Origin of the sequence: Exiguobacterium sp. SH0S7, from assembly GCF_004337195.1 — a bacterium.
Taxonomy (GTDB): Bacteria; Bacillota; Bacilli; order Exiguobacteriales; family Exiguobacteriaceae; genus Exiguobacterium; species Exiguobacterium aurantiacum_A.
The window spans coordinates 103,058-126,091 of sequence record NZ_SJVA01000002.1; the positions used below are offsets into that span (position 1 = coordinate 103,058).

Consider the following 23,034-nt stretch of genomic DNA (forward strand, 5'->3'; position numbering starts at 1 on the left):
TAGCTTTTACAGCCAACGCATACTCCTCCTCAAGACGGTTGTTTCAGTTGATAGACGAACGCCAACACTTCGGCGATCGCCTGATAAAACGACTCGTCGACGACTTCTCCGATGTCTAGCTGTGCGTAGAGCGCACGGGCCAATGGTTTATTTTCCACGATCGGGATATCGTGCTCTTTTGCGACGTCACGAATATTGAAAGCGACTTGGTCGACCCCTTTGGCGACGACGAGCGGCGCAAAGTCTTTCGTATCGTCATAACGGATGACGACAGCGAAATGGGTCGGGTTGGTGATGACGACGTCCGCGTTAGGAATCTCTTGCATCATGCGCCGCATCGCCATCTCCCGTTGTTGTTGTTTGATTTTCGACTTGATGAGCGGGTCGCCTTCACTGTTCTTATACTCGTCTTTAATGTCTTGTTTCGACATGCGGATCGATTTTTCAAAATCGAACCGTTGATAAAAGAAGTCGAGCAATGCGAGCGCGAGCAATGCGACACTGACCCACAGCCCGAGTTCGATCGTGATTGCAGCGAGTGCGACGACCGATTCACGAACATGTTCGACGGCCATGCGTGACAATTCTTTTTGATTTTGCCAAAGTATAGCGACCGCAGTCGTCAGGATAATCAATAATTTGAATAAGGACTTTAAAAATTCGACGACTGCTTTCATGCTGATGATGCGCTTTACCCCTTTGAGCGGGTCAATCCGCTCTAACTTTGGTTGAATCGCCTCTGTTGAGAACAGTGAACCGATTTGGAAATAGTTGATTAAAATACCGAACACGACCGCAACGATCAAGAACGGTGCTAAAATGATCCCGGCGCGAATGACCAAATCGATCATCATCCCGGACATGCCTTCTGATAAGTCGTACAGCAAATACGTTGGACCGAGCAGCTCTTTCGTCAGGCCAAACAGTTGCTGACCGACATAAGGTCCGAGAAAAGATAACATGAGGAACATCGCGAACAAGGCGAACGCTCCGGTCAGATCGGCTGATTTCGCAACTTGTCCTTTTTTACGCGAGTCTTCTCGTTTTCGAGGTGTTGCTTTTTCCGTTTTTTCTCCTGCAAAAAACTGAAGATCGACCGATAAAGAGTATAGAGGCTTCATTGAGCGTCTCCTAACAACTTCATAAAATCACGTAATATCTCTTGCAACACCGGGATGAATTGGCTGATCCCATTCAGCGTCAATCCCATCATCATGACCATCACGGAAAACCCGGCGATCAATTTGAACGAGAACCCGATGGCAAAAATGTTGAACTGCGGGGCCGATTTTGCTAAGAAGCCAAGCGCCAAGTCGACGAGAAGCAGCGATGCCATGAGCGGGAACGCGAGTTGCAATGCGACCATCATCGTCATCGTGACGACCTTCACGGCCATCATGAGCGATCCTTCGCTAAAGTTGATCATCGGTTGACCAGGCGGATAAATTTGAAAGCTGTAATAGATACCGTCGATCAACAGTAAGTGCAGATTACTTGATAGCATGATGAACAGCGTAAAGATGTAATAAAATCGCCCGATCAACGGTGACTGTCCGCCAAACATTGGGTCATACGCTGACGCCATCGCCAGACCGAGCTGCAAATCGATGATTCCCCCGGCAATCTGTGGGGCAAAAAATAAGATGTTGATCAAAATGCCGAGCAGAAGTCCAATCAGCACTTCGTACAGCACTTGAACGATGAAGGCCTGCCCGAGTTCAAGCGGCTCTGTTACCGTGAACATCGCATAATAAGCTAAAAAAGCACTAAACGCGACACGGTGCATGACCGGGAGCTGCCTTGAAGAAAATAAAGGCACACTTACGAAAAATCCGGATAGACGCGCAAACGTCAATCCATATAAACTAATGAAATCGACCGCATTCATTTCGAGGCGACCTCGACCATCAGTTCAAAGATCATCCGCGTAAATCCTTCCATCTGTTGCAGCATCCACGGCGCGAAAACGACGAGCCCGATAAAGACTGCGACCAGCTTTGGAACGAACGATAGCGTCTGTTCTTGAATTTGAGTCGTCGCCTGTAAAATCGAGATGACGAGTCCGACGACGAGGGCGATCAAAAGAAGTGGCATCGAAATCTTTAATAACGTCCATACACTCTCTGTCGCCAAATAGATGACCATTTCATGCGTCATAATCGTTCCTCCTACATACTTCTAAGCAATGATTCCACGATTAAGTGCCATCCATCCACTAATACAAACAACAACAATTTGAACGGCAGAGCGATCATGACCGGTGGAAGCATCATCATCCCCATCGACATGAGCACACTCGCCACGACCATATCAATGATCAAAAAAGGCAAGAAAATCATAAAGCCGATTTGAAACGCCGTCTTGAGCTCACTGATGGCGTAAGCTGGTACCATCGCGAGCAAAGGAACGTCTTCGACCGACTCCGGTTGCTCATAATTCCCGTATTTGATAAACAGTTGCAAATCTTCCTGTCGCGTATACTTTGCCATGAATCGTTTCATCGTGTTACCGGCTTCCTCGAACGCCTCATCTTGACTGATTTCGTCGTCCATATACGGAGACAACGCCTTGTCGTTTAAATCAGATAAGACCGGAGACATGACGAACAGCGTGATGAACAAGGCGAGCCCGATGATCAATTGGTTCGGCGGTGTCTGTTGCGTTCCTAAGGCTGGCCGAATGAACGAAAGGACGACGACGACACGTGTAAAACAAGTCATCAAAATCAAGAATGACGGCGCCAGCGTGAGCAGTGTCAATACGACTAATAATTTAATCGAAGTCGACGTGCTGTCCGGCGTTTCTAAATTGATCAGTTGTTCAATCGTCGTCATTGCTTCTTCCTCACTTCTTCAATCTGTGACAGTTGTTGTTTGAACGTATCTAAGAACGTTGATGTGTTCGAAGTGTTCAGTGAAGGCGCGTCGTGCGCTGCTTCATCGATCGATTCCGCGTCGATTCGATCAATCAATTGAATCGATTCACCGACACCGAGCACGTATACTTGCTCACCTAACTTGACGAGCTGCACCGAGCGGTCCTTCCCAAGCGGTACCCCACCGAGATGTTTCATATGTTGCGCCGTCTTCACACCTTGCGTCCGTGCGTTTAACCAACGCATCAAGACGAGGAATCCTCCAATTACGACAACTAAACTCAAGACGACCTTGACCAACGTCCCGACCGTCGAGACGGTCGTAGGGACAGATTGATCTTTGGCTTCAGGCTGCTGTTGTTCGAACTGTTTATCCACGGTGGCGGCCTCGACCGTGGCCGGCACAGACAGCCCGACCACGAGCAGGAAAATCAACCACCACTTGTTCATTGTGCGACCGTTTTCGAAACTGCCTCGACGACACGTTCCGCGTTGAACGGTTTTACGATGAAGTCTTTTGCTCCCGCTTGGATCGCATCGATGACCATCGCTTGTTGCCCCATCGCCGAACACATGATGACTTTGGCGTTCGAATCGAACCCGCGAATTTCTTTCAATGCCGCCAGGCCGTCCATTTCTGGCATCGTGATGTCGAGGGTGACGAGATCTGGCGTGAGTTCACGGTATTTTGCGACCGCGTCAATACCGTTCTCTGCCTCACCGACCACTTCAAACCCGTTCTTCGTTAAAATATCTTTAATCATCATGCGCATGAACGCCGCATCATCTACCACCAAAATTTTTGCACTCATTGTTCTTCCTCCTTAAACGATTCCAATCCGCTCATGCGGTTGGATGATTTCTGTCACACGTACCCCGAAGTTCTCTTCGATGACGACGACTTCGCCGCGGGCAATGCGTTGTTGGTTCACATAAATATCGACGGGCTCCCCTGCCAATTTATCAAGTTCGATGATCGACCCTTGCGACAGTTCGAGCACTTCTCGCACTGACCGTTTCGTCCGGCCGAGTTCGACCGTCACGTTGAGCGGCACATCATACAGCAAACCTAGGTTTGCCGGCACCGAATCGTTTGACGTTGGGGCGTGGAGCGGCATGAACTCAGCCTGGCTGACCGCCACTTCTGGGGCTGACGTTTTTTCAGCGCGTGCCGGAGCAGGTGCCGGAGCTTTCGCTGGTGTGACCGCCGCTTGAACTTTCGGCTGCTCTTGTTTAGGCGCGGCCGGGGCTGAAGTCGTAGCTGCAATCAGTTCGTTCACCAGTTGTTTCCCGAATTGAATAGGGGCAATTTGGACAATTTTTGAATCAATCAACGTGCCGACTTTCAAATCGAACTCGATCAGCACCATCGTCTCCCAAAGTTCGAGCCGGTCAATGATCGTCTGATTTTTCGTCGCATCGAATACTTCGACGAGCGGCGGCGAAATATCAATTTTTTTAGAGAACACGGTCGAGAGCGACGTGGCCGCAGCCCCCATCATTTGGTTCATCGCTTCTTGAACAGCCGACAATCGAATCTCATCGAGTCCTTCCGGATCGACACCGATACCGGTCCCGCCGAGCATCAAATCAGAAATGATGGCCGCGTCTTCACGGGTCAAGACGAGGACGTTCTCCCCTTTCAACCCTTCGGTATAACCGACCCGAAGCGCCACGTGAGGTGTCGGATAACGATCTCTGAGCTCATCGATCGTCACTTCACTGACGACCGGGGTCGTGATTTCTACTTTTTGTTGCAGTAACGTCGACAGCGCCGTCGCGGAATTTCCGAACGAGATATTCCCAATCTCTCCTAGGGCGTCGCTTTCCATCGAGTCGAGATGTTCTCCGCTCTCGTCTACCGGTTTTGGCGAACTGTCGCTCGTTCCTCGTAATAACGCGTCAATTTCATCTTGTGACAACATCTCACTCATTGCTCTTCCTCCTTCACCCGGTGAAGTACTTGGACCGCCATCCGCTTCCCACTCACACCGACTTGCCCTCTGAATACTTTATTTTCCCCAACTAAGACAGATAGCGGGTCTTTCACTAATTGGTCGAGCGTCAAACAGTCACCGATCTCTAAATGCAACAAGTCACCGAACGTGATTGTCGTCTCCCCGAGCAGGGACACGACTTCTACCGTCGAGTTCATCAATTGGGCTTTGAGCGGTTCTTGACTGTTCCCGCTCGCATTGCGGCGGTTCGCCTCTTGCATCCAATAATGACTCGATAGTTTCGATAGCACCGGCTCGATCGTCACGAACGGCAAACAGACGTTAATCGTCCCGCTCACTTCTCCGATCGTGACCCCGATCGAAATGAGCACGACCGTCTCGTTTGGTGACACGAGTTGAAGGAACTGTGGATTCACTTCAACAGCCGTCATTTCGGACTTGATCTCGGCAATCGACTCCCACGCTTCCCCGTAACCGGCAAAAGCTCGTTTATATAGCTGAGTCAAGATTCGCATCTCGATCTCAGTGAAGCTCTCGACTTTTTCAATCTCGACGCCAGGTCCCCCGAGCAGTCGGTCCAACATCGCGTAAGAGATGTTCGGATTGACTTCGATGATGAACCGGCCGTTAAGCGGGGGCGCCTCAATCAAGTTGATCATCGTCATACTCGGAATCGAATGAATGAACTCATCATATGGAAGCTGTTCGACTGAATTGACCGTGAACTGGACATACGTCCGAAGTTGGGCCGAGAAAAAAGTCGTCAGCATCCGTGTGAAATGTTCATGGATCCGGGTCAAGCTACGAATTTGATCTTTAGAGAAACGGACGGCCCGTTTGAAGTCATACTGCCGTACTTTTCGTTCTTCTTCTTGATTCAAAAAGGAATCGGCTTCGACATCTCCACTGCTTAGCGCTGATAACAGGGCATCAATTTCTTGTTGAGACAGTACTTCTCCCATGATGCCACCTCACTGTATAATTTTCTTCGTCATATAGACGCGCTGGACCTCACCTTTTTCCAGCAGTCCGTTTAATTGCTCGCGCAAGGATTGCTCGAACTTCTGCATATCTTCCTTCGTCGTGAGCTGTGCCTTCGTCATACCGGCCAAATCACCAAGGATGACGTTATGGACTTGGAATTTACGAAGTTCAAGATCTTCTTTCGTCTCTGCCGCATCGGTCACAATCGTGAATTGGACGTTGATGAACCGTTCGTCTTGAATGTTCGTCGTCATATCCTCGGTCGTGAAGCTGCGCTCGGCGAGTTCTTCTGCCGTCACAGGTTTCGTTTTAGCCGTCACGTTGTCGCCGAATACATATTTATAAGTCATAAACCCAGCGCCCCCCATGACGAGTAGGACGACGAGCAGGATGAGCACCATTTTCATGGCGCCTCCTTTTTGTTTTTCTTCACTCATCTTCTTCACCTCTTGTGACTGTCGTTCCCATCAACCCAATCGAGCCGTAAAATGCTGTCGTCCGATCGATGATTTGATCTTTCGTCTCTTTGACGATATAAGTTTTACCGTTATACAAATGAATGATCGTGTCAGGTTCGGCCTTGACCGTCTCGATGAACAAGGCGTTCAAGACAAATTCCTCATCCCGCAATGTCGTGACGCGTATCATCAGCGTTTCAAGTTGACGAGTTCTTGTAAAATCTCGTCTGACGTTGTGATGATTCGTGTGTTCGCCTGGAACCCACGTTGCGCGATAATCATTTCTGTGAACTCTTCTGATAAGTCGACGTTCGACATTTCGAGTGCGCCCGAGACGAGTTCACCGCGTCCGTTTTGACCTGGAATGCCAGGGTTTGGAGCCCCTGAGTTTTGCGATTGAATATAGTTGTTCGCTCCGACTTTTGATAGACCGGCGTTATTGGCAAACGTGACGACTTGAATTTGACCGACGTTTGTTGAAGCACCCGCAGCATTGACGTAACTGACTTGTCCGTCTTTTCCAATCGATAGTGATTTCGCTCCAGCAGGTACAGTGATTTTAGCGCCCGCTGTGCTAAGTACATATGCTCCATCACCATTGACGATATCCCCGGCATTATCTGTATAGAAGTTACCGGCCCGTGTGTATTGGGTTTGCCCGTTCACGTTGACTGCGAAGAAGCCTTCACCTGAGATCCCGACATCGAGCGCTCTCCCTGAGTTTTGCATCGCGCCTTGGTTGTAGACGTTGTCGACCGTCGCCATCGTGCCTCCGAGACCGACTTCTTTCGGGTTGATCCCGCCGGCTGTTAGCCCGTTCCCGCCTGACGCACTACCGACTTGCTGGCTGACGAGGTCTTTGAACGTGACGCGGCCTTTTTTATACCCGAACGTGTTGACGTTGGCGATGTTGTTACCGACGACATCAAGCTTTGACTGGAAGTTCTTTAATCCGCTGATTCCTGAGTACATTGCTCTTAACATGATGAATCCCCCTTATGCTTGTTTGATGGACGTAATATTGTAGACGCTTACCGAGCTGCCGTCTTCGAGATCGGCCATGTATCCTGACTCATCCGTTCTTGAAATCGAGACGACACGTCCCGATCCTTTGATCGTCTCCGTCTCAGTCTCCGTTTTATGGTCGACCGTCTTGCCGATCATATTGCTGAACTCGGAGATCGAGGCCATGTGGCGGTCGACGAGTACTGAATCAAGTTGTTTCGAAATCGTCTGCATTTGTTCGAGTGATGAAAATTGAGCCATTTGTGAGATGAACTCTCGGTCTTCCATCGGTGACATCGGATCTTGGTTGCCAAGTTGGGCCATCAATAGCTTTAAGAACATGTCCTTATCGTATTGGTTCGTCGCTTTAGGCAGCGATTGATCAGGTAACGTATAATCATTCGTCTTCGGTTGGATGGTCGTCATCGTCGGGTTCCCCTTTCGGTTGTTCCTGTTGTTCTGGTTCAGGTTGGTCTGACCCGCTAAACGTCGATGATTTCGCTTCGAGCGCTTGTTGCGTCAAACTCACTTCGACCCGGATGTGCTGCGACAGCGGTTGGAGCGTCTGTTGCAGTTGTTGCATTTGCGACTGGAGCAGCTGTTTTGCTTCTTGGTTGCTCGCGAACAGCTTGACGACGAGTTCGCCGTTATGGCGCTCGAGTTTGACGACGAGTTCACCTAGCTGTTCCGGATAGAGTCGAACGGTAAACACTTTCGACCCATCGGCCCCGCTTCGGAACGGTGCTCTTTGAAGAGCAGCCTCAATCCGGGCTTGGAGGTTCTCTGGAAGCGATCCCTTTGACGCGTACATGACCGTTTCCGAGTCAATTTGTGGTCGTGACCATGTCATGCCTTTCGGTAACCAGTCGACGTTTTCTTTTCCGGCTTGCGGTAATACATTTATCGGCGTTTCATTTTGATAAGGGAGGGGAATATGTTTTGTGGTCTGGGTTAAACTCCCTTTAAATTGCGAAACGATTTGCTGGATGACTTGGACGTTCTCGTTTACGGTTGGCTGGCCTTGTTTTCCACCCAACGCATCACGTTCCGCCTTTCCTAACATCATCGCGCCCGGTAATATCGTTTGGGCGGTAGCCATTGTGGTCATAACGTCTGAAGAGACCGTTTCTGCTGTCGTTCCTGTAGCTGTAGCTGTTTGGGCGATGATGCCGATATAGGCGTCCATGAACTTACGATAGGCGTCTTGTGGCAAAGACTTTAACCACTCTAAACTATCGGGTTGTTGTAACCACTGTTCAAGTTGGCTCGACAAGTTCTCGAGCGGAAGGGCGCTATCTGTCACAATTGGCGCATTCGGTGCAAGTGTCGTCGGCGCAGCTTCCAACTCAGCTAACGTTTCCGTCGAGGTGCCGAGCATCGATGACAGCAGCTCTAAAAACTGTCCGGTCGGGGTAGATCCTGTCTCCCCGCCTTTCGCTGTCGTTCCTTGGACCGCTTGAGCAAGTAAGGCGATATTCATCATCTCTTCCTCCTTTCACGTTTCATTGGAGCAATTGCGTGACGACGGCCGCCTGTTGTGCGTCCATCCGTCCTAATATGTCAGCCTGTTGTTTCGGCGACAGTTCTTTTAAGATTGTCACCACTTGCGGGCTGTCGAGTTCGTTCATGATTGCGGCCGCTTGTTTGGCGGACATTTCTTCATAGACGCGAGACACGTTCGACGTCTCTTCCTCCACTTCTGCTTCCGTAGTGGCTCCGAGTTCAGACACGAGGCGATCCCGCTCTTTAATCAAGTCCGATACTTCTTTTTGTCTCGCTTTTACTTCATTCGTCAATTCGACGTTTTCCGTGCGAAGTTTTTCAATCTCAGCGTTCGCGACTTTTAAACGATTCGTCGTGTCCGCGTCAATGCCGGTGACATTGACTTTTGTTTCAACCGTCTCATCTTTGTCTGCCTGTTCGCTTGTTTCTATGAACGGCACCGATAATAGCGGCCGGTCCATCGCATAGTTCATGACGACGATTCCGCCGACGAGTAAAAAGATTGCCGGGACGAGGACAAGAGCGACCAAGAGCTGTATGCCTCGCTTATTGTTCTCTTTTTCCATCCGCTTACTTCCCTTTCCCGTGATGAATCACTGCCAACTCATCGATAAAATGTTGTTCGGTGAGTTTCGAGACGGCCACTTCATTTTGGCTGACCTTCTCATGCAACGTTACATATTTTTTCTCTTCGACAACTTTTCCGAGCAAACGCTCTTGAGCCAGATTGTAACGGTTCCGCGACTGTTGCACGACGAGTTGTTGCGTCTCAATTTGACGCTTTAACTGTTCCCTCGCCTTTTCACGATATTGGAACATGAGCAGATCAATCACACCAGATTGTTCATCTTGACTCTTCATGAGCGTCTCATACGTCACTACTAATCGATACAGCGTCTCCATCTCGGCTTCGAATCGCGCCTTATGACCTCTCATCTCTGTCGCCGATTCTTCTTTTGCATGCTCGGCAATCGGCATGATGCGTTCTAACAACAGCTTGTTCATGATTCACCTCTCGCAATTCCGACAAGACGATCGAGCGTCTGCTCGATCGATGCCTCTTCTTCAATCGACTGTTTTAAAAATGTGAGCAGTCCCGGATATTCATCGATTGCTGTATCGATCGCAGGATTCGTGCCCTTTTTATAGGCTCCGATGTTAATCAAGTCTTCCGCATCCAGATAAGTGGCGAGCCAACTCCGAAACGTCTGCGCGGCATCGCGATGTACAGGTGAAGCAATCTGGTTCATGACCCGACTGATCGACTTTAAGACATGGATCGCCGGAAACTGCCCTCGGTTGGCGAGCGAACGGTCCATCACGAAGTGACCGTCTAAAATCCCACGGACGGCATCCGCGATTGGTTCGTTCATATCGTCCCCGTCAACGAGGACGGTATAAAACGCCGTGATTGAACCGGTGACGGACGTCCCGCTCCGCTCTAGCAGTTGCGGAAGCATCGCGAACACGGAAGGCGTATATCCTTTCGATGTCGGTGGTTCTCCGGTCGCTAGCCCGATCTCTCGTTGGGCCATCGCGAATCGGGTCACTGAGTCCATCATAAGGACGACCTCTTTGCCTTGGTCCCGGAAGTACTCGGCGATCGCCGTCGCCGTGTAAGCGCCCTTCAAACGCACGAGCGGGGGTTGATCGCTCGTCGCTACGATGACGACCGATCGAGCCATGCCTTCAGGACCAAGTTCTTTTTCGATGAACTCTTTCACTTCTCGTCCCCGTTCGCCGATCAATGCGATCACGTTTATATCTGCCGATGAGCGTTTAGCGATCATGCCAAGCAATGTCGATTTCCCGACGCCTGATCCCGCAAACAAACCGACACGTTGACCTTTTCCGACCGTCAACAGACTGTCGATGATCCGGACCCCGGTCGACAAAACGTCTAAAATGCGTGGACGTTCTAACGGGTTCGGCGGTTTTCGAAGCACATCGTAGCGTTTGCCCGTCGTCATCGCCGCACCCGATAAAGGACGCCCAAGCCCGTCAAGGACTTGACCGATCAGTTCGAACCCGACCGGTACTTGGAGCATGTGCCCCGTCCCTTTGACGATACAACCTGGGGCGATCTGTGTCGTTTCTCCGTAAGGCATGAGCAAGACGCGCTCTTCATTGAAGCCGACGACCTCGGTTTCAACCGTTTGGCCGGACGGTAACTCGATCAGGCAGCGCTCACCGATAAACGCGCTCGGACCGTTCGATTCGATCATCAGCCCGATGACGCGACAGACACGACCGACTTTACGCACATACTCATCTTCGGGAGCAGCGGTGATTGTGTCGAATACGCGGTCAATAAGCGCCATCGGATAGAACCTCCTCGATCTTTGAACGAATTCGTTCAAAACTGTACGATACGTCGAGCTCGTTGCCATGATGTGGCGTCTCGATCCGCACGCTCGTCTCTGTCAACGAGACATCGGCCCGATATTTCAACGGCGGCATCTGTTCGGATTGCCACATCGACTCGAAACGTTGGATCGATGCAAGTCGCGTCGGGTGGACGAAGACGGTCAACGCTTCGGCATCGATTTGGCGTAGCAGTTGTTCGCGGATCATGTCGGCGAACAACGCCTCCTCGTTTCGGACGAGATCGGTCGTGACACGTGCACTGATCTCGACAGCCAAATCAACTAACTTCGTCTCGGCATCTCGCCATTTCTGTTCGAACAAGTTCTCAAGTTCGGTGCCGACCGTGTTCAATCGGGCTGTCAACTCATCGAACTCTGACTTTCCTTCTTGACGTCCTAAGTCAAAACCTGACCCGTACCCTTCCTGATAAGCAGCTTCAAGCGTTTGCTCTCGTAACAGTTCAAGCTCATGTTCCACTGCTTCACGGTGCAACTTGATCGCTTCTTCCTCTTGGCGGAGTGAAGCATATCTCATTTCTAACTCTTGTTCATGACTACGTTCGACCACAACCTCTGAAAACGGTTCAAGGAATGGACGCGAATCGATTCGCTGTGGTTCGAGCGGCATCGCTCGTTGACGTTTGATTACGTTAGACAACGATGTCATCTCCTCCACCACGGCTAATCACGATCTCTCCAACATCTTCTAGGCGGCGGATGATTCCGACGATGCGGCTTTGTGCTTCTTCGACGTCACGCAGTCTGACCGGTCCCATGAACTCCATATCTTCTTTGAACGTATCGACCATTCGTTGCGACATGTTTTTGAAGATGATCTGTTTGACCTCTTCGGAAGATACTTTGAGCGCGAGCAGAAGGTCGTCGTTGGAGACTTCGCGAATAATCCGTTGAATCGCACGTGAGTCGAGCGTGACGATATCTTCGAAGACGAACATCCGTTTTTTGATTTCTTCCGCGAGTTCCGGGTCTTCGATCTCGAGCGCGTCAAGAATCGTCCGCTCCGTCGTCCGGTCGACACCGTTAAGCACTTCGACGACTGCCTCGATTCCGCCGGATTGGGCGTAATCTTGCATATCGGTTTGCGATAAGTTCTTTTCAAGAATCTGTTCGATCTCATGAATGACGTCCGGGTTGAGGCGGTCCATCGTCGCGATTCGTTTCGCGACCTCCGACTGAATCTCTGGCGGAAGTTCCGACAAGATTTGCCCGGACTTGACCGGTTCAAGATGAGCCAAAATTAAGGCGATCGTCTGCGGGTGCTCGTTTTGAATAAAGTTGAGCAACTGCTTCGGATCGGCTTTTCGGGCAAATTCAAACGGTCGGACTTGCAGCGTCGAAGTGAGACGATGAATCAACGCCATCGCCTTCTCTTCTCCGACCGCTTTCTCTAAAACCGTTTTCGCAAACCCGATGCCACCTTGGGTGATATAACTCTGTGCCATCGCCAGGTCATGAAATTCTCCTAAAATGGCTTCCTTTTGTTCAGACGACACTTTTCGGAGTGCCGATATTTGTAGCGTCAACTGCTCCATCTCTTCTTCGGACAGGTGTTTATACACACTTGCCGCCACTTCAGGTCCAAGCGAGATCATGAGCATGGCCGCTTTTTCTCGGTTCGGTTGTTTTGCGTAGTTCACAGTACTCACTCCTCAGACATCCAAGTACGAAGAAGCTTGGCGAACTCTTCTGGATTACTCTCTGCCAATTTCTCCAACTGTTTCTTCTTGACGGCACCTTCGCCTCGCTCTTCCAAGTCGAGATCAGGTACTTCGTCTTCATACGGTACTTCCCATTCATTCGTTTCCGGAACCGGTTGCTTATTCCGTCTTCGCATGGCGAAGAATAGAAGTGCGAGCAAGACGACAGCACCTGCTGCGGCTGCGTACATCCACCACGCTGTCGGCTGTTCTGCCACTGCCGTTTCTTCCGTCTCAGCGAACGGTCGTGACACGACGACGACTTTCTGTTCGAGTTCCGCTTCCGTCAACGCCTCGCCCGTTTTAGCGAGCGACGTCCGGATGATGGAATACATCATCGTCTCAAGGTCGCCCTCAAGTTGCGGATCGATCGCTTGAGCGCCGTCTGGCGGCTCGACGATCAGTTGAACACCGAGGTCACGAATCGTGTATGGGGCGTTCTGAATTTGTTTCGTGATGCGATTGACCTCATAGTTGATGATTTCATGGTTCTTTTCGCTTTCTTCTTCCCCGGTTCCCGTGGCGGCTGGGAAGTTGACGGTATCATTTTCACCAGCTCCTGCCGCTGCCGCTGCTCCCGTACCACCTGTGTACGCTTCAGCGATCCGTTCAGCAGACGTCACAATCCCTTCCATCGTATCCTCGTTGACCGGGGTTACCAGGTTTTGCTCTTCTGCCGATTGGGTCGTGTCGATATCGGCCGTGACCGAGACGAGCACGCTGCGTTCTCCGAGTAAGACCGAGAGCATTTGTTGAATCTGTTGACGTACGTCTTTCTCGACTTGACGCTTCAGTGCTAACGGGTCGGTCGAAGTTCCACCGGCCATCGTCGATTGATCCAAATCGTAATACGTGAAATATTGGTCCATGACCGAGATGTTCTCCGGTTTTAAGTTCGGGACACTCTTACTGATCAAATGATAAAGTCCTTTGACCGTCGCCGGCTCAAGATTCGTACCTGCTCCTAAATTTAGGACGATCGAAGCCGTCGGCTCCCCTTGATCTTCGGCCAAGAACACCGATTTCTCTGGAAGCGAGATAATGACTTTTGCCTGATTGATGCCTTCGATTTGTGTAATCAAACGTTCGAGTTCGGTTTGCATCGCGCTTCGCTCGATGACTGCCATTTCTCGGTCCGTCGTTCCAAATCCGGCGTTCTCACTGAAAAAGCTGTAATCGATCGCACCTGACTTTGGAATCCCGGCAGCCGCCAAGTTAACTTTCAATTGGTCGACTTGCTCGCTCGGCACGTAGACGCTGACACCGTTCGACGTCGCTTTGATTTCTGACTTTACTCCATCAGCCGTCAGCTTTTCCGTCACTTCTCCAGCTTCTTGGGCCGAGAGGTTCGTGTAGAGAGGAGCCATGTTCGGGCGCGAGAGCCAAACCGTCAAGAGCACCGCGACGACAAGTACGCCGACGATGACGACTCCCCAAATGATTTTACGGTTCGTTTGCATCGCCTTCAGTGAGCCGGCTAGTGAGCTGAATTGTTCTTTTAACTTATCATTCATCGCAACTCGTCATCCTCTTCATTAAACTTGCATTCGCATCATTTCTTGATAGGCCTCGACCGCTTTATTACGCACCTCAATGGCGAGTTGCATCGCAATCGACGACTCTTCGCTTTGGATCATGACTTGGTGAAGATCGGCTTTACCGACGGCAAGGTCTTTCCGTGCCGTACTCGTTGCCTGTTGAACTTCATTGAGCGACTGCATCGCTTCATTCAAATATGACCCAAACTGAGACGGTGTCTCTTTCACTGTCGGCAGAGCCGCGGTCTGGTTACCGATTAATTGAATCGGGTTAATTTGCATAGTCTGTCACTCCTTATCCTTTACCGATTTCGAGCGCTTTGACGAGCATCGCTTTTGACGCATTCATCGCTGCAATGTTCGCTTCATATGATCTTGTCGCACCTGTCAAATCAACCATTTCTTTTAACAGGTCGACGTTTGGCATCTGAACATATCCCCGTTCATCCGCATCCGGGTGACTCGGGTCATATGTGAGTTTGTAAGGACTTTCGTCTTCGACAATGCTGGAAACTTCGACGCCTCCGCTCACCGCCGACAGCTGTTGACGAAACGGCGCTTCTTGGAGCACCGTCATTTTCCGTGTATACGGTTGCCATTCCCCATCGACAAGTTTGCCGCGAGTCGTCTGGGCGTTCGCGATGTTCGCCGATACCGTATCCATCCGAAGGCGCTGAGACATGAGTGCCGAAGCGGATATATGAAAACTATCGAACATACCCATAATTAACGTCCTCCTCTAATAACGGTTTTAAGTCCACCGAGTCGACGGTTCAATTGTTCCATCATCGCCTCATACTGCAGTTGGTTACGGGCCAGTTCACTCATCTCATAATCGAGATCGACACTGTTCCCGTCACTTCGCATCGCCCCTCCGGCCCGGTCAACGATTTTCGTTGCACTACCGCGGTCACTCGGACGGCCCCCGGCTAATTTGAGGCGCATCTCGTTGCTTAACGTCTGTTCGAACACAGCCTGTTTCGCTTTAAAGTTCGGCGTGTCGATGTTCGACAAGTTATGACTGATCACTTTTTGGTTCATGACTGAATGATTGATCGCTTGCTTCATTAATTGATAATCTGTGCCGATCCAATTCATGCGTCTCACTCACTTTCACTTAAAAGAATGCATGTATATACCTTATTTGGAAATTCTACTACTTCATTGAAACAAATCTGTAACAGTTCTGAAAGATATTTTTATTAAAACAGGTAAATGGTATCGTCTGTTTTTGTCGAATTCACGACATATTCTGAAAATAATTACTTTTGCACTAAAAAAAGACGCTCCTTTTCACAAAGGAACGCCTTTTTGCAACTAAAGTCCTAATTGAAAGGACTTTTAGCTAAAATCGAGCGAATATCCGCTCGATTTTAATTTGATTTCAACTTCTGCAATTCAAACAAGAAGTTATCATTTAATATCTTGATATACGTTCCTTTCATTCCGAGCGAACGTGATTCGATGACGCCAGCGCTTTCAAGCTTGCGCAATGCGTTAACGATGACAGAGCGAGTAATTCCCACTCTATCGGCAATTTTGGAAGCAACTAACAGGCCTTCATTACCCCCAAGTTCTTCAAATATATGTTCGATCGCTTCAAGCTCTGAATAAGACAGCGAGTTGATTGCCATTTGGACAACGGCTTTCTTGCGCGCCGACGCCTCTGCTTCCGCTGCTTTCTCACGGAGGATCTCCATTCCGACGACTGTCGCGCTATATTCTGCAAGGACGAGGTCGTCTTCAGTGAACTCGTTATTCAGTCTGCCGAGAACGAGTGTCCCGAGTCGTTCTCCGCCACCGATGATCGGGACGATCGTCGTCATTGAATCAAGGAACAGCTCACGGTTCTCGACCGGGAACGCCGTATACTCGCTATCGATGCCGATATTTTCCGTCGTCTCTTTCACGTTGAACAAGTTCGATGCGTACGGTTCAGGGAACTGACGATCGACTAGGAACGCTTTCATCCGCTCGTTCTCAATCTGTTGTTTAATGGCGAAACCGAGCAAGCGACCGCGACGGCTCACGATGAACGTGTTCGCTTCGAGTACTTCACGCATCTTATCTGCCATCTCTTTAAAGTCGACGTGCGCGCTCGCCTCTTGCTGAAGCATCGTGTTCAATTGACGTGTTTTATCTAGTAAGTTCATAATTCTAATTTTCCTCCCTGTATGTGCATACAGAATTCTTATAAAATAAATTGACTAAGGTCTCGATCTTCCGCGATCGAGCCGACTTTTTCTTTCACATACGCTGGTGTGATCTCGACGTGTGTTTGTGGCATGTCGGCCGCCTCAAACGATAAGTCCTCGAGCACGCGCTCCATGATCGTATAGAGACGGCGTGCTCCGATATCATCGGTTTCTCGGTTAACGTGCGTTGCGATCTTCGCAATCTCTTCGATGGCCGAGTGGGTAAATTCGACGCTGATCTCCTCTGACTCGAGAAGGGCCTTGTACTGTTTGATGAGCGCTTGTGAAGGTTCCGTCAGAATTTTGACGAAATCTTCCTCGGTCAAGCTACTCAACTCGACACGGATCGGGAAACGACCTTGCAGTTCAGGAATCAGATCTGACGGCTTCGCCATATGGAAAGCACCTGCCGCGATGAATAAAACGTGATCCGTTTTGACGGGACCATATTTTGTGACGACGGTCGAGCCCTCGACAATCGGCAAGATGTCTCGCTGCACACCTTCACGAGAGACGCCAGCATGGTCTTGTGACTTCGTCGCGATTTTATCGATCTCATCGACGAAGATGATGCCCATCTGTTCGCTACGCCGTACCGCCTCGTCATGTACTTCATTCATGTCGAGCAAACTTTCCGCCTCTTCGGCAACGATGAGCGGTCGAGCCTCTCGAACCGGGATCTTCCGCTTCTTCCGCTTTTTCGGGACGATTTGGCCGAGCATGTCTTGAAGATTCGATAAGCCTTCCATCCCTTGTCCTTGAAACAAATCAACTGTCTGTTTCTCTTCAAGGTTGACTTCGATCAATCGCTCTTCAAGTTCACCGAGTTCAAGCAACTTACGTAATTGAGACCGATCAGTCGATTGATCGTCCGTCGGCTCTTGCGTCTTCTGCCCTTGACCGCCAAACAGCGCTTCGAACGGGTTTGCGGCTGTCGGCTCAACTTTAGCCTTACCTTGCAGTGCATCGAGAATACGTTCGGTTGCAGCGGCTTCCGCTGGTTCCTTCACGTCTTCTTTCTTTTCTTCCTTCACGAGGCGCACCGAGTCTTCAACAAGGTCTCGGACCATCGATTCGACGTCCCGTCCGACGTATCCGACTTCAGTGAATTTTGTCGCTTCGACTTTCACGAACGGGGCACCGACGAGCTTGGCAAGACGTCTCGCGATCTCCGTCTTCCCGACACCGGTCGGACCAATCATTAAAATGTTCTTCGGTGTGACTTCGTCGCGTAAGTCAGCGCTTAGCTTCTGACGACGGTAACGGTTGCGCAGTGCAATCGCGACCGCACGTTTGGCATCTTTTTGCCCGATGACGAACCGGTCTAGCTCAGCTACGATTTGACGTGGTGTCAATTCACGTTTCATTCTATATCGCCTCCGATCGTTTCTACGATAACTTGGTCGTTCGTATAGACGCATAATTCACCAGCAATCTCTAGGGCCGCGCGAGCAATCTGTTCGGCTGTTTTCTCCGGTGAGTGACGTACGAGAGCGCGTCCCGCTGCTAGCGCATAATTCCCACCTGAACCGATCGCAAGGATGCCATCGTCCGGTTCGATCACTTCGCCGCTCCCGGACACGAGTAAGAGATGTTCCGCGTCCATGACGATGAGAAGCGCTTCGAGCTGACGAAGCATCTTGTCGCCGCGCCACTCTTTGGCGAGTTCGACAGCCGCTCGCGGTAAGTTCCCATTATACATCTCGAGTTTTGACTCAAACTTTTCAAATAACGTGAACGCATCGGCCACGCTACCGGCAAAACCGGCCACGACTTTCCCGCCGTATAACCGTCTCACTTTTTTAGCCTTGTTTTTCATGATGACGGCGTTGCCAAACGTGACTTGCCCATCTCCGCTCATCGCACATTTTCCGTCGTGCCGGACTGCGAAAATAGTTGTTGCATGAAACATAGAATGACCCCCTACTTTCTCGGATGTGTGGCTTGATAGACCGCTCGCAGGCGTTCAGTCGATACGTGTGTGTAACGACCGGTCGTCGATAGTGACTCATGTCCGAGCAACTCTTGGACGGCACGTAAATCGGCCCCGCGTTCGAGCAGGTCGGTCGCAAAACTATGACGTAACGAATGCGGTGTTAACGGTTTTTGAAGTCCGCCGAGTTTCCGGAGTCGCTTCATCACGTAACGAATTTGGTCTGTTGTCACTCGATTCCCTTTTTGACTAACGAATAATGCCGTTTCGTGTGCCGCGGCGCAGTTTTGCCTTAATTCAAGGTAATGCTCCAACGCTTCGACGGCAAATTGCCCGAGCGGGATGTAACGTTCTTTCTTGCCTTTCCCGATGACATGAACGAATGAGAGCGCCGCATCATATGACGATATGTCCATGCCACAAAGTTCGGCGACACGCATCCCGGTCCCGTACAACACTTCGACAAGCGCGACATCACGTGCCCGCAGGAACGGGTCGTCTTGGCCGTTTGCCGTCATGAGCAGGTGTTCGACCTCGCTCGGTACGGCAAACGTCGGCAGCGACTTGCGACGTTTCGGCGACGTCAAGTCATGAAACAACGGTTCACTCCCGGTTTCTCGAGCCACAAATTTCCCGAACTGTTTAAGGCAAGAGATTTTTTGGGAAACGGTCGTCGTCGCCGCTTCATTCTCGTAAAGGACATATAAATAACGCCGCGCCGACTGCACATCATATGGCTCTTGATGTGTCGATTGGCAATAAGCGGCGTACTGTTCGAGTGTTTGTTCGTAAGAGCGTTTCGTATGAGGCGACAGCCTTCGTTCGATTTGGCAATAGCGTAAAAATGATTGTTGATCCTCAGCGAATCCCATCCTCTCGCCCCCTTGCTTTCAGCTTAAAAACGCATGTTCCCGTCAAATCGAAATTAGCATAGCATACAGAATCAGAGGTGACAATAGAAACCCCTTCAATAATCTGAAAATTTTCAAAGTATTGCACAAATTACACAATTGAAATTTAAATTCATAAAAAAAGGAACCAAAAATTGGCTCCTTTCCCTTAAATCTCTTTATATTGCTGAATCGTCTCAAGGGCACGATTCGCATAGCGCTCATAACGTTCTTGCTTTTTCATCTTCTTCGGCGCATCTTCGAGCGACGGCACGAGACCGAAGTTTGCATTCATCGGCTGGAAGTGCTTCCCGTCTGTCGTCGTGATGTAATGCGCCATCGAACCGAGCATCGTCTCGCGCGGGAGGACGACGAGATCTTCACCGGCAACCATCTTCGCCGCGTTGATTCCGGCGAGTAGTCCTGACGCGGCCGACTCGACGTAGCCTTCAACACCGGTCATCTGACCGGCGAAAAATAGCGTATCGCGAGTACGGGCCTGATACGTCGGTTTCAACAGGCTCGGTGAATTGATGAACGTGTTCCGGTGCATGACACCGTAACGGACGATCTCCGCATTCTCGAGACCTGGGATCAATTGAATGATCCGTTTTTGCTCGCCCCACTTGAGGTGGGTTTGGAACCCGACCAAGTTATAGAGCGTTCCGGCCGAATTGTCTTGGCGGAGTTGGACGACCGCAAACGGACGTTTACCCGTTTTCGGGTCTTCGAGTCCGACCGGTTTCATCGGTCCGAACAAGAGCGTCTTCTTCCCGCGTTGAGCAATCACTTCAAACGGCATGCAGCCTTCGAAGTAAATCTCTTTCTCAAACTCTTTGAGCGGTACGACTTCGGCTTTGACGAGTTCTTCGTAAAACAGATTAAACTCTTCTTCCGTCATCGGACAGTTGAGATAAGCCGCCTCGCCTTTGTCATAACGTGACTTCAAGTAGACTTTGTCTCGGTCGATCGTCTCTCCGTCTAATATCGGAGCGGCCGCATCGTAGAAGTATAAATAGTCTTCACCGGTGAAAGCTTTCAATGAAGCAGACAAGTCAGGAGATGTGAGCGGTCCCGTCGCCATGATGACGACCCCGTCCGGAATCTGTTTAATCTCTTCATTGTGTACCGTCACGAGCGGATGGTTCTTGAGCGTGTCGGTGACGAAGCCGGCGAAGTCGTGACGGTCGACGGCGAGGGCGCCACCGGCCGGAACGCTTGCCGTATCGGCCGCTTTCAAGATGAGCGAGTCGAGTGTGCGCATCTCTTCTTTTAACACACCGACCGCATTTTGAAGTCCGTTCGCCCGAAGCGAGTTCGAGCAGACCAGTTCAGCAAACTGATCCGTATGGTGCGCCGGCGTCTGTCGGACTGGTCTCATTTCATACAAATCGACTTGAATCCCGCGTTTTGCGAGTTGCCAAGCCGCCTCGGAGCCGGCGAGGCCCGCTCCGATCACAGTTACACGTTGCTGCAAGGTCAATCCTCCTCTAACTGATGTACCTCGGTATGGGTACAGTTCGTGCATTGATATTTGACGCCATCTTTAATCTTTTTCTCAACCATCAACTTACCGCATTCAGGACACGGTTTCGCGACCGGTTTGTCCCATGAGACGAACTCACAGTCTGGATAGTTCGAGCAGCCATAGAACAGGCGACCTTTCTTACTGCGGCGCTCGACGACTTGTCCGTCTTTACAGTTCGGGCACGGGACGCCGATTTCGACTTGAACCGGCTTCGTGTTCGTACAGTTCGGGAATCCAGAACAAGCCATGAACTTGCCGTACCGTCCCATCTTGATGACCATCGGCGAACCGCAGATCTCACAATCGATACCGGCTGGCTCGTCTTTCACTTCGATCTTCTCAATTTCGGATTCGGCCCGTTTCAAACGTTTCTCGAATGACCGGTAAATCGGGGCAACGACTTCCGTCCACTCGACTTCTTCATTGGCGATCGAATCAAGAAGCGTCTCCATGTCGGCTGTGAACTGTACCGTGATGAAGTCGTTAAAGTACTCATCGATCATCTCGATGACAAGTTCTCCGAGCTCGGTCGGAATGAATTTTTTCTCTTCAAGCACGACGTAACCGCGCTTTTGGATCGTGTCGAGTGTCGGCGCGTAAGTCGACGGACGACCGATGCCGAGCTCTTCCATCGCTCGGACGAGTCTCGCTTCACTGTAACGCGGTGGTGGCTGTGTGAAGTGTTGCTTCGGCTCGACCGTTTCGAATGCGACGAGGTCGTCGACTTCAAGCGGCGGAAGCAATCCTTCCCGCTCTAAGTTCATGTCTTCGATATCGTCGTCTTTTGACTCGATATACACTTTCATGAAACCTGGGAATTTGACGGTCGATCCGTTGGCACGGAAAATCATGCCGTTCGATTCGACGTCGATTTTCACCGTATCAAGAATCGCTGGCGCCATTTGACTCGCGACCAACCGTTCCCAGATGAGTTTATACAATCGGAGTTGATCCCGTGACAAGTACGCCTTCATCGAAGCCGGGTCACGCAACGCCGACGTCGGCCGGATCGCCTCGTGGGCATCCTGTGCGTTCGCCGCTTTTTTCTCTTTCTGCTTTTGAGAGGCGACGTACTCTGGACCAAACGTCGATTCGATATACGATTTCGCTTCGTCTTTCGCCAAGTCAGAAATTCGTGTCGAGTCGGTACGCATATATGTGATCAACCCGACAGTCCCTTCCTTCTTACCAAGGTCGATCCCTTCGTAAAGCTGCTGGGCGAGCATCATCGTCTTCTTGGCGCGGAAGTTCAGTTTCCGAGCCGCATCTTGTTGGAGTGAACTTGTCGTGAACGGTAATGATGCGTTACGCTTCCGCTCTTTCTTCGTGACATCGATGACTTTGAATGACTCATCGATCGTCTTGAGGACGGCGTCGGCATCCGCTTCCGTCTTCAACTCCATCTTTTTCCCGTCTTTTCCGTAGAACGATGTCTCAAACGTCTCACCCTCATGGTTGAGCATCAGTTTAATCGTCCAGTACTCTTCCGGGTCAAAGGCGTTGATTTCACGTTCGCGGTCGATGATCATTTTGACAGCGACGGATTGAACACGACCGGCTGACAAACCTTTTTTGACTTTCTTCCATAACAACGGGCTCATCCCGTATCCGACAAGACGGTCGAGAATCCGTCGCGCCTGTTGGGCGTCGACGAGATCATGATTGATCTTGCGTGGATGTTTAAACGATTCTTTAATCGCATCTTTTGTGATCTCGTTGAAGACGACACGACATTCTGTCGTCTCATCGACGCCGAGGGCACGGGCTAAGTGCCAGGCGATTGCTTCCCCTTCGCGATCCGGGTCAGCCGCGAGAAAAATTTTCGTCGCTTTTTTAGCGGCCGTCTTCAGTTCTTTTAACACTGGGCCTTTTCCACGGATCGTGATGTACTTCGGTTCAAAGTCATGTTCAACGTCGACACCGAGTTGACTTTTCGGTAAATCGATGACGTGACCCATGGACGCTTTGACCGTGTAGTTTGATCCTAAATAACGTTTAATTGTCTTTGCTTTCGCAGGTGATTCGACGATCACCAAATATTTTGCCATACATCTGCTCCCCTTTTGGAGGTCATTTAAATCCC

The 23,034-nt window shown here is 50.4% G+C and carries 28 protein-coding genes; all 28 read right to left on the reverse strand.

Annotated elements, in window-relative coordinates; all coding sequences use genetic code 11:
* Positions 1–29: 29 nt before the first annotated feature.
* Complete coding sequence (gene flhB, locus EVJ22_RS04215) at positions 30–1,121, reverse strand: flagellar biosynthesis protein FlhB (protein ID WP_071399611.1); 1,092 nt, start codon at positions 1,119–1,121, stop codon at positions 30–32.
* Complete coding sequence (gene fliR, locus EVJ22_RS04220; RefSeq protein ID WP_131443347.1) at positions 1,118–1,888, reverse strand: flagellar biosynthetic protein FliR; 771 nt, start codon at positions 1,886–1,888, stop codon at positions 1,118–1,120. Before fliR ends, flhB begins: the two co-directional genes overlap by 4 nt.
* Positions 1,885–2,157, reverse strand: coding sequence for a flagellar biosynthesis protein FliQ (fliQ, locus tag EVJ22_RS04225; RefSeq protein WP_070327486.1), 273 nt, complete (start codon positions 2,155–2,157; stop codon positions 1,885–1,887). The genes fliR and fliQ overlap by 4 nt, the downstream gene beginning before the upstream one ends.
* 11 nt (positions 2,158–2,168) lie before the next feature.
* Positions 2,169–2,834, reverse strand: coding sequence for a flagellar type III secretion system pore protein FliP (gene fliP / locus EVJ22_RS04230; protein ID WP_016508219.1), 666 nt, complete (start codon positions 2,832–2,834; stop codon positions 2,169–2,171).
* Positions 2,831–3,325, reverse strand: a complete 495-nt coding sequence (locus EVJ22_RS04235; protein ID WP_071399609.1) for a flagellar biosynthetic protein FliO — start codon at positions 3,323–3,325, stop codon at positions 2,831–2,833. Before EVJ22_RS04235 ends, fliP begins: the two co-directional genes overlap by 4 nt.
* Positions 3,322–3,687: a response regulator gene (locus EVJ22_RS04240; protein ID WP_035385909.1), complete on the reverse strand. Its 366-nt coding sequence runs from the start codon at positions 3,685–3,687 to the stop codon at positions 3,322–3,324. Before EVJ22_RS04240 ends, EVJ22_RS04235 begins: the two co-directional genes overlap by 4 nt.
* A 12-nt stretch (positions 3,688–3,699) precedes the next feature.
* Complete coding sequence (gene fliY / locus EVJ22_RS04245) at positions 3,700–4,809, reverse strand: flagellar motor switch phosphatase FliY (protein WP_071399608.1); 1,110 nt, start codon at positions 4,807–4,809, stop codon at positions 3,700–3,702.
* The gene (gene fliM, locus EVJ22_RS04250; protein ID WP_070327489.1) at positions 4,806–5,795 is read right to left on the reverse strand and encodes a flagellar motor switch protein FliM; all 990 of its coding nucleotides are present in this window, start codon (positions 5,793–5,795) and stop codon (positions 4,806–4,808) included. Before fliM ends, fliY begins: the two co-directional genes overlap by 4 nt.
* Before the next feature lie 9 nt (positions 5,796–5,804).
* Complete coding sequence (locus EVJ22_RS04255) at positions 5,805–6,254, reverse strand: flagellar basal body-associated FliL family protein (RefSeq protein ID WP_071399607.1); 450 nt, start codon at positions 6,252–6,254, stop codon at positions 5,805–5,807.
* The gene (locus EVJ22_RS04260) at positions 6,247–6,465 is read right to left on the reverse strand and encodes a flagellar FlbD family protein (protein ID WP_071399606.1); all 219 of its coding nucleotides are present in this window, start codon (positions 6,463–6,465) and stop codon (positions 6,247–6,249) included. Before EVJ22_RS04260 ends, EVJ22_RS04255 begins: the two co-directional genes overlap by 8 nt.
* Complete coding sequence (gene flgG, locus EVJ22_RS04265; RefSeq protein ID WP_071399605.1) at positions 6,465–7,259, reverse strand: flagellar basal body rod protein FlgG; 795 nt, start codon at positions 7,257–7,259, stop codon at positions 6,465–6,467. The genes EVJ22_RS04260 and flgG overlap by 1 nt, the downstream gene beginning before the upstream one ends.
* A 12-nt stretch (positions 7,260–7,271) precedes the next feature.
* Positions 7,272–7,706: a flagellar hook capping FlgD N-terminal domain-containing protein gene (locus tag EVJ22_RS04270; protein ID WP_071399604.1), complete on the reverse strand. Its 435-nt coding sequence runs from the start codon at positions 7,704–7,706 to the stop codon at positions 7,272–7,274.
* A complete protein-coding gene (locus tag EVJ22_RS04275) occupies positions 7,678–8,760 on the reverse strand; it encodes a flagellar hook-length control protein FliK (protein ID WP_233589596.1) in 1,083 nt (360 codons plus the stop codon). The genes EVJ22_RS04270 and EVJ22_RS04275 overlap by 29 nt, the downstream gene beginning before the upstream one ends.
* A gap of 22 nt (positions 8,761–8,782) precedes the next feature.
* A complete protein-coding gene (locus EVJ22_RS04280) occupies positions 8,783–9,349 on the reverse strand; it encodes a MotE family protein (protein ID WP_071399602.1) in 567 nt (188 codons plus the stop codon).
* 4 nt (positions 9,350–9,353) lie between these two features.
* Entirely contained in the window at positions 9,354–9,788 is a 435-nt protein-coding gene (locus tag EVJ22_RS04285; protein WP_016508248.1) for a flagellar FliJ family protein, read from the reverse strand.
* Positions 9,785–11,104 carry a flagellar protein export ATPase FliI gene (gene fliI / locus EVJ22_RS04290; protein ID WP_131443351.1) on the reverse strand — a complete coding sequence of 440 codons (1,320 nt, stop codon included), beginning with the start codon at positions 11,102–11,104 and terminating at the stop codon, positions 9,785–9,787. Before fliI ends, EVJ22_RS04285 begins: the two co-directional genes overlap by 4 nt.
* Positions 11,091–11,816, reverse strand: coding sequence for a FliH/SctL family protein (locus tag EVJ22_RS04295; protein ID WP_233589597.1), 726 nt, complete (start codon positions 11,814–11,816; stop codon positions 11,091–11,093). Before EVJ22_RS04295 ends, fliI begins: the two co-directional genes overlap by 14 nt.
* Positions 11,800–12,807, reverse strand: coding sequence for a flagellar motor switch protein FliG (gene fliG, locus EVJ22_RS04300; RefSeq protein ID WP_084813104.1), 1,008 nt, complete (start codon positions 12,805–12,807; stop codon positions 11,800–11,802). The genes EVJ22_RS04295 and fliG overlap by 17 nt, the downstream gene beginning before the upstream one ends.
* 5 nt (positions 12,808–12,812) lie before the next feature.
* The gene (fliF, locus tag EVJ22_RS04305) at positions 12,813–14,381 is read right to left on the reverse strand and encodes a flagellar basal-body MS-ring/collar protein FliF (protein WP_131443353.1); all 1,569 of its coding nucleotides are present in this window, start codon (positions 14,379–14,381) and stop codon (positions 12,813–12,815) included.
* Positions 14,382–14,402: 21 nt separating this feature from the next.
* Positions 14,403–14,687 (reverse strand): flagellar hook-basal body complex protein FliE, encoded by a 285-nt coding sequence (gene fliE, locus EVJ22_RS04310; protein ID WP_016508240.1) that lies wholly within the window; start codon positions 14,685–14,687, stop codon positions 14,403–14,405.
* Between the two features lie 13 nt (positions 14,688–14,700).
* A complete protein-coding gene (gene flgC, locus EVJ22_RS04315; protein ID WP_071399597.1) occupies positions 14,701–15,129 on the reverse strand; it encodes a flagellar basal body rod protein FlgC in 429 nt (142 codons plus the stop codon).
* Positions 15,130–15,131: 2 nt separating this feature from the next.
* Entirely contained in the window at positions 15,132–15,503 is a 372-nt protein-coding gene (flgB, locus tag EVJ22_RS04320; protein ID WP_016508220.1) for a flagellar basal body rod protein FlgB, read from the reverse strand.
* A 275-nt stretch (positions 15,504–15,778) separates the two neighbouring features.
* Entirely contained in the window at positions 15,779–16,558 is a 780-nt protein-coding gene (gene codY / locus EVJ22_RS04325) for a GTP-sensing pleiotropic transcriptional regulator CodY (RefSeq protein ID WP_016508279.1), read from the reverse strand.
* Positions 16,559–16,596: 38 nt separating this feature from the next.
* Positions 16,597–17,967, reverse strand: coding sequence for an ATP-dependent protease ATPase subunit HslU (hslU, locus tag EVJ22_RS04330; protein ID WP_071399596.1), 1,371 nt, complete (start codon positions 17,965–17,967; stop codon positions 16,597–16,599).
* Positions 17,964–18,512 carry an ATP-dependent protease subunit HslV gene (gene hslV, locus EVJ22_RS04335; RefSeq protein WP_071399595.1) on the reverse strand — a complete coding sequence of 183 codons (549 nt, stop codon included), beginning with the start codon at positions 18,510–18,512 and terminating at the stop codon, positions 17,964–17,966. Before hslV ends, hslU begins: the two co-directional genes overlap by 4 nt.
* A gap of 11 nt (positions 18,513–18,523) precedes the next feature.
* Positions 18,524–19,405, reverse strand: a complete 882-nt coding sequence (locus EVJ22_RS04340) for a tyrosine-type recombinase/integrase (RefSeq protein WP_071399594.1) — start codon at positions 19,403–19,405, stop codon at positions 18,524–18,526.
* Positions 19,406–19,592: 187 nt separating this feature from the next.
* Positions 19,593–20,900 (reverse strand): FADH(2)-oxidizing methylenetetrahydrofolate--tRNA-(uracil(54)-C(5))-methyltransferase TrmFO, encoded by a 1,308-nt coding sequence (gene trmFO, locus EVJ22_RS04345; protein ID WP_370246363.1) that lies wholly within the window; start codon positions 20,898–20,900, stop codon positions 19,593–19,595.
* Positions 20,901–20,902: 2 nt separating this feature from the next.
* The gene (gene topA, locus EVJ22_RS04350; protein ID WP_131443355.1) at positions 20,903–22,999 is read right to left on the reverse strand and encodes a type I DNA topoisomerase; all 2,097 of its coding nucleotides are present in this window, start codon (positions 22,997–22,999) and stop codon (positions 20,903–20,905) included.
* Positions 23,000–23,034 lie beyond the last annotated feature (35 nt).

Bases quoted from the DNA above. Each gene is read 5' to 3' on its own strand.
- flhB (WP_071399611.1), bottom strand. From the start codon at position 1,121: ATGAAGCCTCTATACTCTTTATCGGTCGATCTTCAGTTTTTTGCAGGA.
- fliR (WP_131443347.1), bottom strand. From the start codon at position 1,888: ATGAATGCGGTCGATTTCATTAGTTTATATGGATTGACGTTTGCGCGT.
- fliQ (WP_070327486.1), bottom strand. From the start codon at position 2,157: ATGACGCATGAAATGGTCATCTATTTGGCGACAGAGAGTGTATGGACG.
- fliP (WP_016508219.1), bottom strand. From the start codon at position 2,834: ATGACGACGATTGAACAACTGATCAATTTAGAAACGCCGGACAGCACG.
- EVJ22_RS04235 (WP_071399609.1), bottom strand. From the start codon at position 3,325: ATGAACAAGTGGTGGTTGATTTTCCTGCTCGTGGTCGGGCTGTCTGTG.
- EVJ22_RS04240 (WP_035385909.1), bottom strand. From the start codon at position 3,687: ATGAGTGCAAAAATTTTGGTGGTAGATGATGCGGCGTTCATGCGCATG.
- fliY (WP_071399608.1), bottom strand. From the start codon at position 4,809: ATGAGTGAGATGTTGTCACAAGATGAAATTGACGCGTTATTACGAGGA.
- fliM (WP_070327489.1), bottom strand. From the start codon at position 5,795: ATGGGAGAAGTACTGTCTCAACAAGAAATTGATGCCCTGTTATCAGCG.
- EVJ22_RS04255 (WP_071399607.1), bottom strand. From the start codon at position 6,254: ATGAGTGAAGAAAAACAAAAAGGAGGCGCCATGAAAATGGTGCTCATC.
- EVJ22_RS04260 (WP_071399606.1), bottom strand. From the start codon at position 6,465: ATGATACGCGTCACGACATTGCGGGATGAGGAATTTGTCTTGAACGCC.
- flgG (WP_071399605.1), bottom strand. From the start codon at position 7,259: ATGTTAAGAGCAATGTACTCAGGAATCAGCGGATTAAAGAACTTCCAG.
- EVJ22_RS04270 (WP_071399604.1), bottom strand. From the start codon at position 7,706: ATGACGACCATCCAACCGAAGACGAATGATTATACGTTACCTGATCAA.
- EVJ22_RS04275 (WP_233589596.1), bottom strand. From the start codon at position 8,760: ATGAATATCGCCTTACTTGCTCAAGCGGTCCAAGGAACGACAGCGAAA.
- EVJ22_RS04280 (WP_071399602.1), bottom strand. From the start codon at position 9,349: ATGGAAAAAGAGAACAATAAGCGAGGCATACAGCTCTTGGTCGCTCTT.
- EVJ22_RS04285 (WP_016508248.1), bottom strand. From the start codon at position 9,788: ATGAACAAGCTGTTGTTAGAACGCATCATGCCGATTGCCGAGCATGCA.
- fliI (WP_131443351.1), bottom strand. From the start codon at position 11,104: ATGGCGCTTATTGACCGCGTATTCGACACAATCACCGCTGCTCCCGAA.
- EVJ22_RS04295 (WP_233589597.1), bottom strand. From the start codon at position 11,816: ATGACATCGTTGTCTAACGTAATCAAACGTCAACGAGCGATGCCGCTC.
- fliF (WP_131443353.1), bottom strand. From the start codon at position 14,381: ATGAATGATAAGTTAAAAGAACAATTCAGCTCACTAGCCGGCTCACTG.
- fliE (WP_016508240.1), bottom strand. From the start codon at position 14,687: ATGCAAATTAACCCGATTCAATTAATCGGTAACCAGACCGCGGCTCTG.
- flgC (WP_071399597.1), bottom strand. From the start codon at position 15,129: ATGGGTATGTTCGATAGTTTTCATATATCCGCTTCGGCACTCATGTCT.
- flgB (WP_016508220.1), bottom strand. From the start codon at position 15,503: ATGAATTGGATCGGCACAGATTATCAATTAATGAAGCAAGCGATCAAT.
- codY (WP_016508279.1), bottom strand. From the start codon at position 16,558: ATGAACTTACTAGATAAAACACGTCAATTGAACACGATGCTTCAGCAA.
- hslU (WP_071399596.1), bottom strand. From the start codon at position 17,967: ATGAAACGTGAATTGACACCACGTCAAATCGTAGCTGAGCTAGACCGG.
- hslV (WP_071399595.1), bottom strand. From the start codon at position 18,512: ATGTTTCATGCAACAACTATTTTCGCAGTCCGGCACGACGGAAAATGT.
- EVJ22_RS04340 (WP_071399594.1), bottom strand. From the start codon at position 19,405: ATGGGATTCGCTGAGGATCAACAATCATTTTTACGCTATTGCCAAATC.
- topA (WP_131443355.1), bottom strand. From the start codon at position 22,999: ATGGCAAAATATTTGGTGATCGTCGAATCACCTGCGAAAGCAAAGACA.